At 58.4% G+C, this 15,748-nt stretch carries 9 protein-coding genes and 1 pseudogene; 7 read left to right on the top strand and 3 right to left on the bottom strand.

Annotated features, from left to right (window positions below):
* Window positions 1–69: 69 nt before the first annotated feature.
* A complete protein-coding gene (locus ACWHXD_RS06135) occupies window positions 70–4,254 on the top strand; it encodes a dermonecrotic toxin domain-containing protein (protein ID WP_138761389.1) in 4,185 nt (1,394 codons plus the stop codon).
* On the opposite strand, the gene nosR is transcribed toward ACWHXD_RS06135, so the two are convergent.
* Window positions 4,255–5,568 carry a response regulator c-di-GMP phosphodiesterase, NosR family gene (gene nosR / locus ACWHXD_RS06130; RefSeq protein WP_032893347.1) on the bottom strand — a complete coding sequence of 438 codons (1,314 nt, stop codon included), beginning with the start codon at window positions 5,566–5,568 and terminating at the stop codon, window positions 4,255–4,257. It abuts the gene before it with no gap.
* 199 nt (window positions 5,569–5,767) lie between these two features.
* Between nosR and ACWHXD_RS06125 the strand changes: the two genes are divergently transcribed.
* The 4 genes from ACWHXD_RS06125 to ACWHXD_RS06110 are packed head-to-tail and all read left to right on the top strand — an operon-like array spanning window position 5,768 to window position 11,832.
* Window positions 5,768–7,651, top strand: coding sequence for a putative bifunctional diguanylate cyclase/phosphodiesterase (locus ACWHXD_RS06125; RefSeq protein WP_138761388.1), 1,884 nt, complete (start codon window positions 5,768–5,770; stop codon window positions 7,649–7,651).
* Between the two features lie 25 nt (window positions 7,652–7,676).
* Entirely contained in the window at window positions 7,677–8,642 is a 966-nt protein-coding gene (locus ACWHXD_RS06120; protein ID WP_138761387.1) for a cytochrome-c peroxidase, read from the top strand.
* Window positions 8,639–10,456, top strand: coding sequence for a DAHL domain-containing sensor histidine kinase (locus ACWHXD_RS06115; protein WP_138761386.1), 1,818 nt, complete (start codon window positions 8,639–8,641; stop codon window positions 10,454–10,456). The genes ACWHXD_RS06120 and ACWHXD_RS06115 overlap by 4 nt, the downstream gene beginning before the upstream one ends.
* Window positions 10,453–11,832, top strand: a complete 1,380-nt coding sequence (locus tag ACWHXD_RS06110; protein ID WP_138761385.1) for an ATP-binding protein — start codon at window positions 10,453–10,455, stop codon at window positions 11,830–11,832. The genes ACWHXD_RS06115 and ACWHXD_RS06110 overlap by 4 nt, the downstream gene beginning before the upstream one ends.
* Before the next feature lie 20 nt (window positions 11,833–11,852).
* Here the strand turns inward: ACWHXD_RS06110 and ACWHXD_RS06105 are convergent, their stop codons facing one another.
* Both ACWHXD_RS06105 and ACWHXD_RS06100 read right to left on the bottom strand, forming a co-directional pair.
* Window positions 11,853–12,125 (bottom strand): type B 50S ribosomal protein L31, encoded by a 273-nt coding sequence (locus tag ACWHXD_RS06105; RefSeq protein WP_003188912.1) that lies wholly within the window; start codon window positions 12,123–12,125, stop codon window positions 11,853–11,855.
* Between the two features lie 693 nt (window positions 12,126–12,818).
* On the bottom strand, window positions 12,819–13,808 hold the full coding sequence (locus tag ACWHXD_RS06100; protein WP_238344533.1) for a hypothetical protein: 990 nt from the start codon (window positions 13,806–13,808) through the stop codon (window positions 12,819–12,821).
* A 149-nt stretch (window positions 13,809–13,957) separates the two neighbouring features.
* Between ACWHXD_RS06100 and ACWHXD_RS06095 the strand changes: the two genes are divergently transcribed.
* Both ACWHXD_RS06095 and ACWHXD_RS06090 read left to right on the top strand, forming a co-directional pair.
* Window positions 13,958–15,577 carry an FMN-binding glutamate synthase family protein gene (locus ACWHXD_RS06095; protein ID WP_032893353.1) on the top strand — a complete coding sequence of 540 codons (1,620 nt, stop codon included), beginning with the start codon at window positions 13,958–13,960 and terminating at the stop codon, window positions 15,575–15,577.
* A 19-nt stretch (window positions 15,578–15,596) separates the two neighbouring features.
* Window positions 15,597–15,707 (top strand): annotated as a pseudogene (locus ACWHXD_RS06090) (NIPSNAP family protein); the annotation flags it as partial.
* Window positions 15,708–15,748 lie beyond the last annotated feature (41 nt).

Here is a 15,748-nt window from a genome sequence, read left to right as displayed (position 1 = left end):
CTCGCAAACTCATATTCAGCAGGGCTCGCTGCACCTCGATGCGCCGTGCCCTTTTATAAGAGTTTACTCATGCACAATTCATTGCCTGCCCTCAAAGAATCATCCACTGACGAACCGCAACCGCTGCCGGCCGACAGCACGTCAACCACTACCGTGCAACCGATGACGCTTGCGGTCGTGCCGCCGGCTTCACTTTCTGCCGAAGAACAGCTGGCTCACCTCACCCGTGAGCTCGACAAACTCAATGCACAGACCTCTGAGCTGGTAGGGCGACAGCCGAGTGTCGGCCGTGTGTACCAGCAGCAATTGGCCGACATCTTTCCCGATGTACATCTGCCCATCAATCCCAACCAGATTTTTTTCACTCGCTATCGCGAAGACCAGAAAGGGCAAAAGCACCTGCTGTCCTGCGAACCACTGGGCTCGCTGCTGGCCACCTTACGCGCGCCTGGCGCAGCGTCTTATCTGACCGAAGAGAGCGGCGCCTTCTACCGCGAATGCAACACCCTGGACGCCGATAAACGCCTCTCTCCCACTGCCTCGATGACAACCCTGGCCGCCAGGCTGGAAATTGCCATCACCTTGAGCCTGAATACATTCTGGGGGACTGGCGAGCCCTCCCAAGCCGACACGGAGGGGCAATTGGTCGCACTGCGACGACAAGTGCTGGCCCATCAACTGGCATTGCGCTCGGTGGACGGCACGTTGTCGGCGCATGCACAAACGCTGGCGCAGAACGTGCTCAAGTACCCAAGTGCTGCGGCACGTAATCAGGTGTTTACCCTCGACAACAGGCCCACGGTGTACCGGCTGGCACTGGAGGATGGGAGTGAATTCGCCGGCGCATTCATTCTGGCCCCCACGGGCACGAACCCTCTGACGGGCAAAGTGATGCTCTATAGCCCAAGCGAGGAGTTTGAGGAGTTTGAAAACCTGGCGCGCTTGAATCACACCGTCGCAACCCGCATACAAGACGGCTCAGCGGCAGGCAAGCTATTGATCGCAAGCCTGCCGACGGCCGCCCGCGCCGCGCTGAACGGCTTGCCCGTACTGACGACGGCCCCGTCACCGATACACGCTGACGTGATTGCTGACAGTGTTCGCGCATTGCGAGTCAGGCAACATTTCTCTGTCCGCAATAGCTTGCACAGGGAGCCCTTACCCACCACAGGCGAACTCGACCTGGCCGCAGACCTGACGCCACAGTTGGATGTCGCGAATGCCTTTATGGCACGCACCCTACGCTTGTTGACGACCGAACCCGCATGGTTGAAAGCCTCCAACGAGCAAGACCAGGCCCGGTACAGGCAACTGGAGCAGGAACTGATTGACAGCAATGAAGAGCTTGCGCCTCATCTTGAGAGGATCTTGACACTGGAAGCGTTCTCCCAGCAGGAGACCGACCGGGTGCTGAAAAAACAGAAACCTGCGTATGCCAATGTGGATATTGACCCTTATAGAAGCCTGGTTCATCTGCGCGTGACAACGTCCTCCCGGTCCGCCGAGGTGACGGGGTATCGTAACGAGGCGGCCACCCTTGTCTACATCAGCGAAGACCGCAAGATCCATATCCCGCAGTGCCTGCCGGGCCAAAAACTTATGTGGGGCACCTGGCGTACCCAAGCCGTGGTGGATTTGCGCACACTGGGAAATTACACCCAACGTAATGTCGACCCTTGGTCGGTGCATGGCATACACAGAATAATCAGCGCTACCGTCAACATCGTCGACACGGCCGGCAACCATCACGGAAAACTCGGGAACGACGATTTGCGTGCCCTCGCCACAGAGGCTGACATTGGCCAAAAATACGATACGTACCTGCGCTCAGCCTTCTCGCAGAGCGGCGGGACAAGCACCTTTGCGGCAGCCTGGCAGCGCGCCAACGCGGCAAGAATGAACAAGGACGCCCTTGAGAGCCGTCTCAACCCTGACGCCGCCAAGCTGTTTACATTCAAGACGCCAGGCAGTGGGCTTGACTGGATAAAGGCAGTTACCGAGCACCCCGACTCAACTACCCGGCCCCGGGTCAGCGAGTTCGAGATAGAGGTCAACCTACTGGTATTGGGTGCCGCGCAGGAAAGGGGTCAAGGCGGACAGGTCATGCATCGCGTCCTGGTCATTCATCGAAAAGGCACCAAGCCTGATGGGGTCAGTGTGCTGTATACCCCGGATGCGCCAGATGGCGGGCCCTTCAGGGAACTGGTCAACGGGTTGGCAGAGCTGGACACGCTGAAAGCAAAACCCGAATGGCAGACCTACTTCAGCTCCCAAATGGCCACAAAGGATACGACCGAGATAACGCGGATCCTCAACGATACGCGCAGTGTGTACCGCTACACCTTGACCCCGATAACCGGTAATTTCCACGCCTACCTGTATTCGGCGCAACTGGGTTTTCAGCTCGCGCACGCCGATTACCGTTCACGGAGCAATGCGCAAATTTTCCGCGAGTCGGCGGTGAACGCCTTTATGTTTGGAGTGGACGCAGCTGACTTTCTGCTCGGGCTGATACCCGGCAAAACCGCCCTGTCGTTTTTGCGTCGAGGTATCAACCGTGGGTTAGACGTGGCCAAACAGCTTGGGCGGCGCATTCCGGGACTGGCCAGTAAAGTCGGTACGGGCAGGAACATCGGCATCGTACAGACCGGTGCTTCAGTCCGCCCGCTGGAACCCGCCTGGGTCAATGCGGCCCCGTATCGGCTGCCTGAGCAGATAACACCGCACTTTGACGTCGCTGAGTTTGCCCGCACCCACCGATACCGTCTGTTGCGCCGGTCGGGCAGCGCACCGTGTTTTTTTGATAAACACAATAACCAGTTCATCGCGATGCGCGACGCTACAGGCCGCTATCATTTGTATCAGTCCTATGTAGAGGACGGCGCACGCTATGTAAAAGACCCGGCCGGTAACCAGGTGGATTTTATGGTCGTGCCAGGAGACGCAAAGAGCTGGAAGCCCCGTTTCGAACGAAATGCTGTAGGCGGAGGTTCCGTTCTGGGCGCCCTGCGTTCTCTGACCCCTGAACAGCAAGTGGACGCGGACATGATCGCGGCCATGCGGCTTTTCGCAACAGAAGGGGAAATGCGCGATTTCGAGCGCGTCATAGAACAAACCGACGCGGCCCTGAAACTCAACTTGATCACTCACGCCCGACAACAGCTCGGCCCCCTGGATGAAGCTGAATTTCGCCGCTGGGTATCGAACCCGAAAAGCCTGAGCCGGACCCACCAAGAGAGATTGCGCAATAGCGTGTTAAACCTGCGGTCCGAACTGGCCACGCTTGAACATATACACCTGTCGACCCATCATTTTGCGCAACATCTGTCTGCGCTGGACAAGGAGGAACTGTTTAAGAAAGTCAAAAGGCTCATTGGCAAAAACGACAATTTAGACAAACAAATCAGAACATCGATTGCCGTTCTCGACCCCGATACAGAGGCACAATTTGTCGGGTATGCCATCACGAATAAACATCAGACCGCGATGGATAAATTCGCGGCAAAATATGAACTTTCTACTTGGCGAGAGGCTGCACTGACGGTGTTTGCAAACAAGCCCGAACACCTACGACGTATTAATCAACTCGCCTCCGATCAAGGAATTACACACCAGCAGGCGATACGCCGATTCTTGTTGCTGCCTGAGACAAAAAGCACCCTGGATGCCTTCATGAAGGATACCTTCAAGGCGAAAATGACCAGGCTTCAAGTCACCTCCTTTTCAGAGGATTTCAAAAAATCCGGCGTTCCCTATATCGCCCTGTCCCGAGGCCAGCACGGGGCAGACGCTGGCATAGCCATGGTGGACAGCAAAGACGTCACAGCATTTGAAAAAGCCCTGCCCAAATTCTCTACACCCTTGGAGTTTGAGCAACCCCGCCCTCCAACCCGAGGCCAAAGGCCAGAGCCGTCCGTGCCCCCAGCCCCGGATGTCCTGCCCCTACCCACTCGCGATCCGCACATCAACATCGTGAAGCTCGATGATCTGGCGCACACCCAGAAAAAACTCATGCCCGCCCCCGCCACGGCCAAACTTGAGCAAATCACCCAGGATATCCAAGCCGGACGTCTCAGCCGCAAGCGAATAGGCAACTACACCTATGTCGATTTACCCCAAGTACAGGCCGGCTCGGGCCGCGGTCTTTGGCGCGTGGCAATTGAACAGAACGGCAAAGAAGGTGGCAAAGATGTCTACATCATCAGGGGCATCTTTGATTACCACGGCAGCAAGCACGTAGCCTGGGGCGTATAGCTACAGGAGTGGCGACACCTCGTCGGGCGTCTTGATAAACACGCTGTACTTGGCGCCCTCCATGGCCTCGAACGCGATCAGCTTGTCCACCAGCGGCAAGTTCAGCACCTTGCCGGCATTGAGCAGCAGCATGCCGTTATCGGCGTTGAGGTTGCGGGCCAGCACCATACCGGCCTCAAGCTCACGGGTGGTGAGGACTTTGACCGTAGGATCGCCCAGGGTCACGTCGCTGAGGAAGGTTGCGCAGGCTTGCACAAAATCTTCCACCAACGCCGGGTCATACAGGCGCCCGGCGTACTTGCGGATATACAACAGCGCTTCGTCGCTGTTGAGGTGCCGCTCCAGGATCAGGCCTTTTTGCAATTCGATAAAGTCCACCGCCAGCTTCAGCAGCCGTGAACCGGGCGGGATCGTATCGCCCTTGAGGTGGTCGGGAAATCCCGTGCCGTCCCAGCGTTCCTGGTGATGACGAATGATCCGCGCCGCGTCCTTCATCGGCTCCAGGGTCATCAGCAGCGACTCGCTCTGCCCCGGATACTCACGGTACAAGCCACGGTCGGTGCTATGCAGTTTGTCCGACGGTGCAACCATCATGCTGTCGGTCCAGCTCAACTTGCCGATGTTGTACAACGCGGCGGCCATGGTCAGGTCGCGGGTGCTGGCTTCGTCCATGGACTGGGCGGCGCAGTACACGCGGATCAACTCGATCAACGCGCGGTTGGTCTGTTTGTCTTTGGGCAAGCGCAGGTTGGCCAGCAGCGAAAACACTTCGGTGCCGGTCACGTAGCTGCGCTTGAGCTCGTCGTAGGCCAGGTCGAGCATGTCGGCGGTTTGTTGTAATTCGGCGGTACGCGCCGCCACGCGTTTTTCCAGGGTGGCGTTGAGCAGCTTGAGCTGTTCGGTCTGGTCTCGGGCCAGGCGTTCAAGGCGTTGGTGCTCAAGGGTTTGCTGCAACACCAGCTGCAACTCCTCGTCATTCCAGGGTTTGCTGATGTAGCGGTGGATCTGCCCGTCGTTGATCGCCTTGATGATGGTGGTGAGGTCGGCGTAACCGGTGAGCAGGATACGGCTGGTGGCGGGATACAAGCGGTGAACCTCGGCCAGCAGCGTGGCGCCGTCCATGCCGGGCATGCGCGCATCGCTCATCACCAGATCGATGGGCCGGGTCGCCATGATCTCCAGCGCCTGGGCGCCGCTGGTGGCCAATACCACGTCATAGGGCTGGCCGCGCAACAGGCGGCGCAGGCTGTTAAGGATCGACTCTTCATCGTCGACCAGCAAAACAGCGGACTTCGTAGCGAGTTGTTCATCCATGGCGACTCTGCCTTCAAATTAAACGAAGTTAAGCTGAATTGAATCCGCGCAATACAAAGCGCGATTGATTTGACGCCAACTGGCCGTCGATATCAAGGGAACTCAACTATGCTGCATTGCATACTCGCGCCCCGTTCAGTTGTAGAACCAGGGAAGGAATTGTCATGCCATCAAGCCTTTTGCATGTGCCGAGTGCGCCATGAAGACGGAATCTGGCCGGGCCAACCGGCGCATCCTGATCGTCGACGACACCGCTTCGATCCACCAGGATTTTCGCAAGATCCTCTGTGCCGACGAGCACGGCGAGCCCTCCCTCGATACTCTGGAGTCCGCCCTGTTCGGCACCACGGCGCCGGTGCGCCAGGCGTTTGACCTGGATTCCGCCTACCAGGGCCAGGAAGCCTTGGCACTGGTCAAGAAAGCCCTGGACGCCCACTCACCCTACGCCATGGTGTTTATCGACATGCGCATGCCTCCTGGCTGGGACGGCCTGCACACCATCGAACAGCTGTGGGAGGTGGACCCCAACCTGCAAATCGCCCTCTGCACGGCCTATTCCGACTATTCCTTCGAGGCCATCGAAGCGCGCCTGAAATACAACGATCAACTGCTGATCCTGAAAAAGCCCTTCGACCACCTGGAAATCCGCCAGATGGCCAGCGCCCTGACCTGGAAATGGCAACTGGCCCAGGACGCGGCCCTCAAGGTGATCAGCCTGGAGCGCACCATCGAGGAACGCGTGCAGGAGCTGCTCAAGGTCTCGCATTTATTGCAATACGACGCACTGACCGAGTTGCCCAACAGCACCTTGCTCGGCGACCGCCTGACCCAGGCGATCGCCTTGAGCCGGCGGCACGACACGCAACTGGCGGTGATGTTTCTGGGGCTCGACCGCTTCAAGCGCATCAACAACGCCCTGGGCTATCCGGCAGGCGATGAGGTGCTTGCGCAGGTGAGCCTGAGCCTGGTGGCGGCGATACGGGCGTCGGACTCGGTGTTTCGTTATGGCTCCGACGAATTCGTGGTGCTGCTCAACGATATCCAGCATCCCCCGCAAACCCAGCACATTGCGCAAAAAGTGCTCAATGCCGTCAGCGCGACTCGCCATGTCGCCGGGCATGACCTGAGTGTGAGCGCCAGCCTGGGCATCAGTATTTACCCCAATGACAGCGACAACGCCGTGGGCTTGCTCAAGCACGCTGAAACCGCGATGCGCACCAGCAAAGAACGCGGCCCGGGGGATTTCAGCTTTTACACCGAAGACATGAACCTGCGCGCCCAGCACCAGCAAAACCTGGAAAGCGCGATCCGCCAGGCGCTGGACCGCGATGAGTTTGTGCTGCATTACCAGCCCAAGCTGGCGCTGGAGTCCGGGCGCATCGTCGGCGCGGAAGCGCTGACACGCTGGTTTCGACCCCAGTCGGGCTGGGTCAGCCCGGCGGATTTTATTCCTGTGGCCGAAGACAGCGGCCTGATCGTACGCCTGACCCAATGGGTACTGCGCCAAGCCTGCGCACAAGCACAAGCCTGGCGCGAGATGGGCCTGGCGCCCCTGCGCATGTCGGTGAACATCTCGGCGATCGACTTTCGTCAACGGGACTTCGTCGACAACCTGGCCGCCATCCTTAAAGAAACAGGCCTGCCGCCCACCCAACTGGAACTGGAAATCACCGAAAGCGTGCTGATGCAGAACGTCGATGAAACCGTGGAGACCCTGCAAAAGATCAAGGCCATGGGCGTCCGCCTGGCCCTGGACGATTTCGGCACCGGCTACTCCAGCCTCAGCTACCTGCGGCGCTTTCCCATCGACGTGCTGAAGATCGACCAATCCTTCGTGCGCGGCCTGCGCATCAATAGCCAGGACGAACAGCTGATCAGCGCTATCATCGGCATGGGCAAGAGCCTGGAGCTGAACATCATTGCCGAAGGCGTGGAAACCATTGACCAACTGAATTTCCTCAAAGCCCAGCGGTGTGAAGAGGGCCAGGGCTTTCTATTCAGCAAGGCGCTGCCTTCGAAAGATTTTGTGCAGTTGCTGCAAACGGATAGCGCGACACTGATGCCCGATCAAGAAAATAAATAGCCCTAGGCCTGCAAGGAGTGCTCGCTTGAGCAACGTCGTAAACTACCGTTCTGGCCTGATGTTGGCGTTATGCCTGGGCACCGCACCGCTCGCAGCCGCGCCGCTGAACGAAGCGCTCAAGCCCTTGCCGGCGGTTCCCGTACTGGACCCGGCCAAGGTTGAGTTGGGTCGCCAGCTGTTCAATGAGCCGCGCTTGTCGGTCAACAACACCTTGTCCTGCGCCAGCTGTCACCTACTGACCAGCGGCGGCGCCGACAACAAGCCGTTCTCCATTGGTTTTGACGGCAAACCGGTGCAGATCAATACCCCTTCCGTGTTCAATGCCAGCCTGAACTTCAAACAATTCTGGAACGGTCGAGTGGACACGCTGGAGGCCCAGGTCGAGCAGGTGGTGATCAGCCCGGTGGAAATGGGCAGCGACTGGAATACCGTGGTGCACAACCTCTCCGCCCTGCCCGCTTACCAGAACGCGTTCAAGCAGGCCTACCCCGATGGCGTCACCGCCTCCAATGTGCAAAACGCCCTGGCCACCTACGAGCGCACACTGCTGACACCCAACTCGCGGTTTGACCAATACTTGCTGGGCGACACTGATATCCTGACCACCCAGGAAAAATACGGCTACCAACGCTTCAAGGACTACGGCTGCATCGCCTGCCACCAGGGCGTGAACATTGGCGGCAATATGTTCCAGAAGTTCGGCGTGATGGGCGACTACTTCAAGGCCCGCGGCAACCCGCTGGAATCGGACCTGGGGCGCTACCTGCTGACCCAGGATGAAGAGGACCGCCATGTGTTCAAGGTGCCCAGCCTGCGTAATGTGGCCGGCACTGCGCCGTACTTTCACGACGCCTCGGCCAAGACCCTTGAAGAGGCGGTTGACGTGATGTTCAAGTACCAGTTGGGGCGCAACCCGTCCCAGGAAGACAAGGACCTGATTATCCAGTTTCTCAAGACCCTGACTGGCGAATGGGCGGGCAAGCCACTATGAGACCCTTGTCACGCCGACGTACCAGCCAAATCCTGCTAGGCCTTATCACCCTGTTCCTGGCCTCCACACTGGTGTTTTTGTACCTCAAGTCTTCGCGCGACCAGACGGCCACGTATACCCAGTCGCGCGACTTGATCCGCCAGCTCCAGCAGCTCAATGCCCAATGGGACAGCGAAGTGCTCAAGGCCCGCATCGCGATTACCCACAATTACGACCCACTGGTCACACCGCTGACCGAAATGACCCGCATCGGGGCTGAACTGCAGAGCCGCAACACCTATCACAGCGCTGCCGACCTGCCCGGTTGGCAAGCCAGCCATGACGCGTATCTAAAGGCCATCGAAGAAAAAGCCCGGTTGGTCGACCAGTTCAAATCCCACAACGCAGTGCTGCGTAACTCATTGGCATTTTTGCCAACGGCCGAAGACGACATACAGGCCCAATTCAACAGCATGACCGATGAAGGCCGGCTGCAACTGCAAAGCGTGGCCACCGACACCTACGACCTGCTGCTCAGCAGCCTGGAGTTCGCCCAGGTCACCAGCGACGAACGTGCCGCTGATATCCTGGTGGGCCTGGGCAAACTGGCCATCAACCAACAGAGCCTGCCCAGTGAGTTCCAGGCACCGGTAGAGATTCTCAGCAACCATATTTCGCTGATCCTGCGCGAACAGCCACTGGTCAACAGCCTGCTCGAGCGAATTGCCGCCGTGCCGGTGGCCGAACACCTGGATGACCTGACCACCCACGTTGATCAGGACCAGCAAGCCGCTGACCTCATCGACCACCAATACCATCGCTACCTGCTGATCTTCTCGACCTTGCTGGTGGTGCTACTGCTTTACCTGGCGGTGCGCCTGTTGCGCAGTTTTGCCGAGATCAACCGCGTCAACCGCGCGTTGCAGGCCGCCAACGAAACCCTGGAGCAACGGGTGGAGCGGCGCACGCAACAGCTCAAGGATGCCCAGAGCGAGCTGATGGACAGCGCCCGCCAGGCCGGCATGGCAGAGATCGCCACCAACGTGCTGCACAACGTCGGTAACGTGCTCAACAGTGTGAATATCTCTGCCGACCTGGTCAGCCGCAAACTGCGCGCCAGCAAGGCGCTCGGCCTGGGCAAGGCCATGCAACTGATCAATGCGCATCAAGGCGACCTGGGCACCTTCTTCACCGAAGATGAAAAGGGAAAATTGCTGCCGGGCTATCTCAACCAGTTGGTCGAAGCGATTGCCATCGAACAGCAAGGCATGAGCGATGAGCTGGCGCAGTTGAGCAAAAGCGTGGACCACATCAAGGACATCGTCTCGACCCAGCAATCCTATGCGGGTGCGTCTACCTTGCTGGAGCCGGTCAATATCAGCGCCTTGATGGACGACGCCCTGCGCATGAACGCCGGCGCGCTGAGCCGTCACCATGTCACTGTTGTGAAGGCGTACTCCCCGGTGCCAGAGATCTTGGCGGACAAGCACAGGTTATTGCTGATCATGGTCAACCTGATCAGCAACGCCAAATACGCCATGGACAAACTGTCTGAACGGCCACGGCAAATCACCCTAGCGGTGGAATCGGTCGGCGACGAGACCCTGAAGATCAGTGTGAAGGACGATGGCGAAGGCATACCGCCCGAGAACATGGCACGCATCTTCACCCACGGTTTTACCACTCGCAAGGAAGGCCACGGCTTCGGCCTGCACAGCTGCGCCCTGGCCGCCGTGGAAATGAACGGCCAACTCAGCGCCCATAGCGACGGGCCGGGCCTCGGCGCCGTCTTCACCTTGACCATCCCCCTGACCCTTGCCGGAAGCAGCTCATGAACCAACCTCCCAACCGGCGCATCCTGCTGATCGATGACACACCGTCCATTCATGAGGACTTTCGCAAGATCCTGATGCCCGACGAAGCCTCCACCCAGGCGCTGGATGAGATGGAGTCGGCACTGTTCGGCGACGCGGCCAAACCTCAAGCCCAGGCATTCGAGCTGCACGGCGCGTATGGCGGCGAAGAAGGCCTGGGCTTGCTGACCAGCGCCATGGCGCAAGAACGCCCCTATGCGATGGCATTCGTTGACATGCGCATGCCCCAGGGCTGGGACGGCGCCAAGACCATTGAAGAACTGTGGAAAGTCGCACCCGACTTGCAAGTGGTGGTGTGCACCGCCTACTCGGACTATTCCTGGGATGACCTGCTGTTTCGCCTGCACGCCCACGACCGCCTGCTGATCCTGAAAAAACCATTCGACAACATCGAAGTCCAGCAAATGGCCAACACCCTGGCCAACAAATGGGACATGGCCCGCCGCGCCTCCCTGCAAACCTCGCAACTGGAGCGGTTGGTGGAAGAGCGCACCCAAGCGCTGCAACTGGAAATTGAAGAGCGCAAGCACCTGGAAAGCCAACTGGTGCAGTCGGAAAAACTCGCCTCACTGGGGCAACTCGCGGCGGGTGTCGCCCATGAGATCAACAACCCGGTGGGCTTTATTTCCTCCAACCTCAGCACCCTCGACGGCTACTTCAAACAGCTGCAACAGATGCTCGATGCTTACCAGCGCAGCGAAGCGCATATTGCTGAGCCAGAACATCGCGACCCACTCACGGCCTTGCGCAACGAGCTGGACCTGGATTTTCTCAAGGACGACATTCCGATCCTGATCCGCGAGTCTAAAGACGGCATCGGCCGTGTGGTGCAGATCGTCAAGGACCTGAAGAACTTCTCACGGGTGGATAACGACCAGACCTGGCAATTTGCCAACCTGCAGCAAGGCATCGACTCGACGCTGAACATCGTCGCCAGCGAACTCAAGTACAAGGCCGATGTGGTCAAGCACTACGCGCCGCTGCCGGAAATCGAATGCCTGGCCTCCCAACTCAATCAGGTGGTGATGAACCTGGTCATCAATGCCGCACAAGCCATGGGCCCGGAGCGCGGCACCATTACCATCAGCAACGGGGTGGAAGGCGAACACGTATGGCTGGAAGTGGCGGACAACGGCTGTGGGATTGCGCCTGAAACCGTGCAGAAGATATTCGACCCATTCTTTACCACCAAGCCAGTGGGCGAAGGTACGGGGTTGGGGTTGTCGTTGTCCTACGGGATCGTCAAGAAACACCGTGGCGATATCAGCGTCAGCAGTGAGCTGGGCAAGGGTACGAAGTTTCGGGTGGTACTGCCGATTCGGCAGACGGCGGCGTAGGACACGCCGCCGAATCATGCTCATTCATCCGCTTTTTTCGGGCTCGATCCAAACGAGGCAAAGCGCTTGTTGAACCCGGCAATCCGGCCTTCGGCCTGGGTCTTGCGCTGCTGGCCGGTGTAGACCGGGTGCGAGGCGCTGGAAACGTCCAGCGGGATGTAGGGATAGGTGTTGCCGTCGCTGTGTTTATGAGTGCGATCACTGTCGGCGGTGGAGCCGATGAGGAAGAACACGTCGGCGGCAGTGTCGTGGAACAGCACGGTGCGGTAGTCGGGGTGGATACCAGCTTTCATGAGGCCTCCGGGGCGTTTGGGCGTGGTTGATTTGTTATACAGTAACACAATATCAAGCAGCCAAACGAGAACCTATTGCAATAAGAATAGATTGCGCAGATCTATGGATATAGGTATCTCCCCCCGCGATCCAGATGTGGGAGCTGGCTTGCCTGCGATGACGGCCTCCCAGTCGACACCTATCTACCTGACACCCTGCGGTTAAACTTGTGGGAGCGGGCTTGCTCGCGAAGGCGGCCTGACAGTCAACGCAGCTGGATTGTGTACATATCCATTGCTGCGGTAACGGCCACTTAGGGTTCCGCCCTGACGGCGGCTCACTTTGCAAAAGCGGCAAAGTAAGCAAAACGCTCTTGCCCCACCACTCGGCACCTCGCTTAGGCTCGGTGTGCCCGTAATCCGCCAGTGATTTGGGGGGCCGCCGCCACGCGCCATCCATGGCGCGGGGCGGCTAAACCGGCATCCCTGCCGGTTTACCCCCCAAATCACTGTCGAATTCCGGCCAACGTGGTTTGACGGGGCGCCTGAGATCAAGATCAAGAGCAGATCAAGAGCGACTCGCTTCGCATCGTGGTTACCGTTGAGCGCTACAGAGTTGTGTAGATATCTACGGACTTATCGGGCTTGTAGGAAATCAATTTCCAAGAATCAAAGCCATCTGGTTGAACGCCAACGGTTAAGCCCCCTCCGATTTCAGCTGCCCACCTTATTCAACACAGTCTTGACCTGTTCCGGCGTGGCCTCATTTTTGTTCACAGCACTGGCATACCCTTTTACGACACCCCAGATATTTCCCCGCGCAGCACTGTCGAGTGCTTGATCAAAACCATCGACCCGGGTTTTGTCAAAACCATCCTTGGCCCCCTTGAGGGCCCCGGCCACCCCCTGGTCTGCATTGCCGATGCCCAGAAGAATATTGCTGAGCCCTGGGATAAACCAGGTTCTCTTTCCAGCTGCGCTGGCAACCCACTGCAGGTTGTCTTTGTTGGTGCCGTCGGCCCTCACATGGGTATCGCTGGTGCTATCCAGGCGGTGATCGTCGCGCAAGGCGTAATAACCCTGCTCCGTAAAATCTTTCCACATACCAGCCGGAGTTCCGCGCCGGGCATCACCGCTACGGGTGATTCCTTCAAGGTCGCCATTGCCATGGGCTTTGCCTCGATGTTCGCCGTCAGCCGATAAGGACGTATCAATATAGTTGAGCACCCGCGCAGCGTTGAAGGCGGCATCCGCTCGTGCTTCAGGGGCTTTGTTATTGCTCGTCCAATCACCCAGAAGTTTATAGGCCAATGGACGATTAATATCTTTTTGATGACCGAGGTTTTTGAGGATCGGATTGTCGTTGATGATTTGTTCCGCAATGCGGTTATCACCCGGTGGACGGCCCGTGGCAAATTCCGGCTTTCGGCTCACATCCTGCTCAGGTTTCTCAATACCTTGCATTTGTTTATGTTCTTGGGCGATCTGCTCGCGCTGCGAGCCGGTTAACTGGCGCTTATCCCAGTCGTGACTGGAAGGCGCAGAACTCCAGACACTGGAAAAAATATTCGCTGCCACTATCGATGCCGTCATAGGTAAGTTACTCACTCTTGCCGTTACAAATTCCGTCTTGATAAAAGTGTCCTTACTTTCCCAATGCCCGGTCACAACCAGACACCCAATGAATGGTGTCGGGGGCGTCATACGTTCCTCTATCAAGCTGATAGATATTTTTGTCTGTACAAATAAGCCGAAGTATAAAAAAACGACTGGGCGATCAATCCTTGTCCGTGCTTTGACGACAGGTGCAGAATGGGCAATCGACCTGAAGAGTCCGAACCCAAGGAAACCGTATGAGCCTGTCCTTGTTAAGCCGCTACGCCTTCTTCGCTGTGTGTGTCATTTTCACCCTCGCCAGCCTCCCCTTTATCGAACATGAATGGCTGTGGCCGATCACGATAGTCACCGGTGTACTCAGCCTGATCGGCATTTTCGACCTGCTGCAAACGCCCCACGCGGTGCGCCGTAACTACCCGATCCTGGGCAATATCCGCTACCTGGTGGAAACCATTCGTCCGGAAATTCGCCAGTACCTGCTGGAGTCCGACAGCGACGCCCTGCCCTTCTCCCGTGCCCAGCGCTCGCTGGTGTATTCGCGGGCTAAAAACGAAACAGCAGACAAACCCTTCGGCACCCTGATTGACGTTTACCAGTCAGGCTTCGAATTTATCGGTCACTCCATGCGCCCTGCGCCGCTGAGCGACCCCAGCAGCTTTCGCGTGATGGTCGGCGGCCCGCAGTGCACGCAGCCGTACTCGGCGTCGGTGTTCAATATCTCGGCGATGAGCTTCGGCTCGTTGAGCGCCAATGCGATCCGCGCACTCAACCACGGCGCCAAGCTCGGCAACTTTGCCCACGACACCGGCGAAGGCAGCATCAGCCCCTACCACCGAGAAAACGGCGGCGACCTCACCTGGGAACTGGGCAGCGGTTACTTCGGCTGCCGCACCAGCGACGGCCGTTTCGACCCCGAACGCTTCGCCGTGCAGGCCCAGGACCCGCAAGTGCGCATGATCGAAATCAAGATGAGCCAAGGCGCCAAGCCCGGCCATGGCGGAATTCTGCCCAAGCACAAGGTCACCCAGGAAATCGCCGACACCCGCGGCATCATGATGGGTGAAGACTGCATCTCGCCGTCGCGCCACAGCGCGTTTTCCACGCCTATCGAGCTGATGCAGTTCATCGCCCAGTTGCGTGAACTGTCGGGCGGCAAACCGGTGGGCTTCAAGTTCTGCCTAGGCCACCCGTGGGAATTCATGGGCATCGCCAAGGCCATGCTCGAAACCGGCATCCTTCCGGACTTTATCGTGGTCGACGGCAAGGAAGGCGGCACCGGCGCCGCGCCGGTGGAGTTCACCGACCATATCGGCGTGCCGCTGCGTGAGGGCCTGCTGTTCGTGCACAACACCCTGGTGGGCCTGAACCTGCGCGACAAGATCAAGCTCGGCGCCAGCGGCAAGATCGTCAGCGCCTTCGACATCGCCAGCGTCCTGGCCATCGGCGCCGACTGGGCCAACTCGGCACGTGGTTTTATGTTCGCCATCGGCTGCATTCAGTCTCAGTCATGCCACACCAACAAATGCCCGACCGGCGTGGCGACTCAAGACCCGTTGCGTCAACGCGCCCTGGTGGTACCGGACAAGGCCCAGCGCGTATTCAACTTCCACCGCAACACCCTGCACGCCCTGGCAGAAATGCTTGCCGCCGCAGGGCTGGAGCATCCGTCGCAATTGTCGGCCAAGCACTTGGTACGGCGCATGTCGGCGACGGAGATCAAGCTGTTTTCACAACTGCATGTGTTCTTGAAGCCCGGCGAGTTGCTCACCGGAGAAGTGAACGGCGAGTTTTATTCGCGGATGTGGCAGATGGCGCGGGCGGATAGTTTTGAGCCCCATGAAATCGCTGCGGCCTAAAGGACACCTAGCATGTTGAAAGTCATCGCTGGATGCGCATTGCCAGACCGAGCACTTCACCCGTTTGGTACCGCAGATCAATGCGTATCAAGCCAAACCGTGCAGGGTCTTGCTGATGGACGCTGTCTGAGAATACCCCGCTTGTCTGAAACGGGTGCGCACTGTCAATTC

The organism is Pseudomonas fjordensis (assembly GCF_976987115.1).
This window is presented reverse-complemented; position numbering and strand designations above follow the sequence as displayed.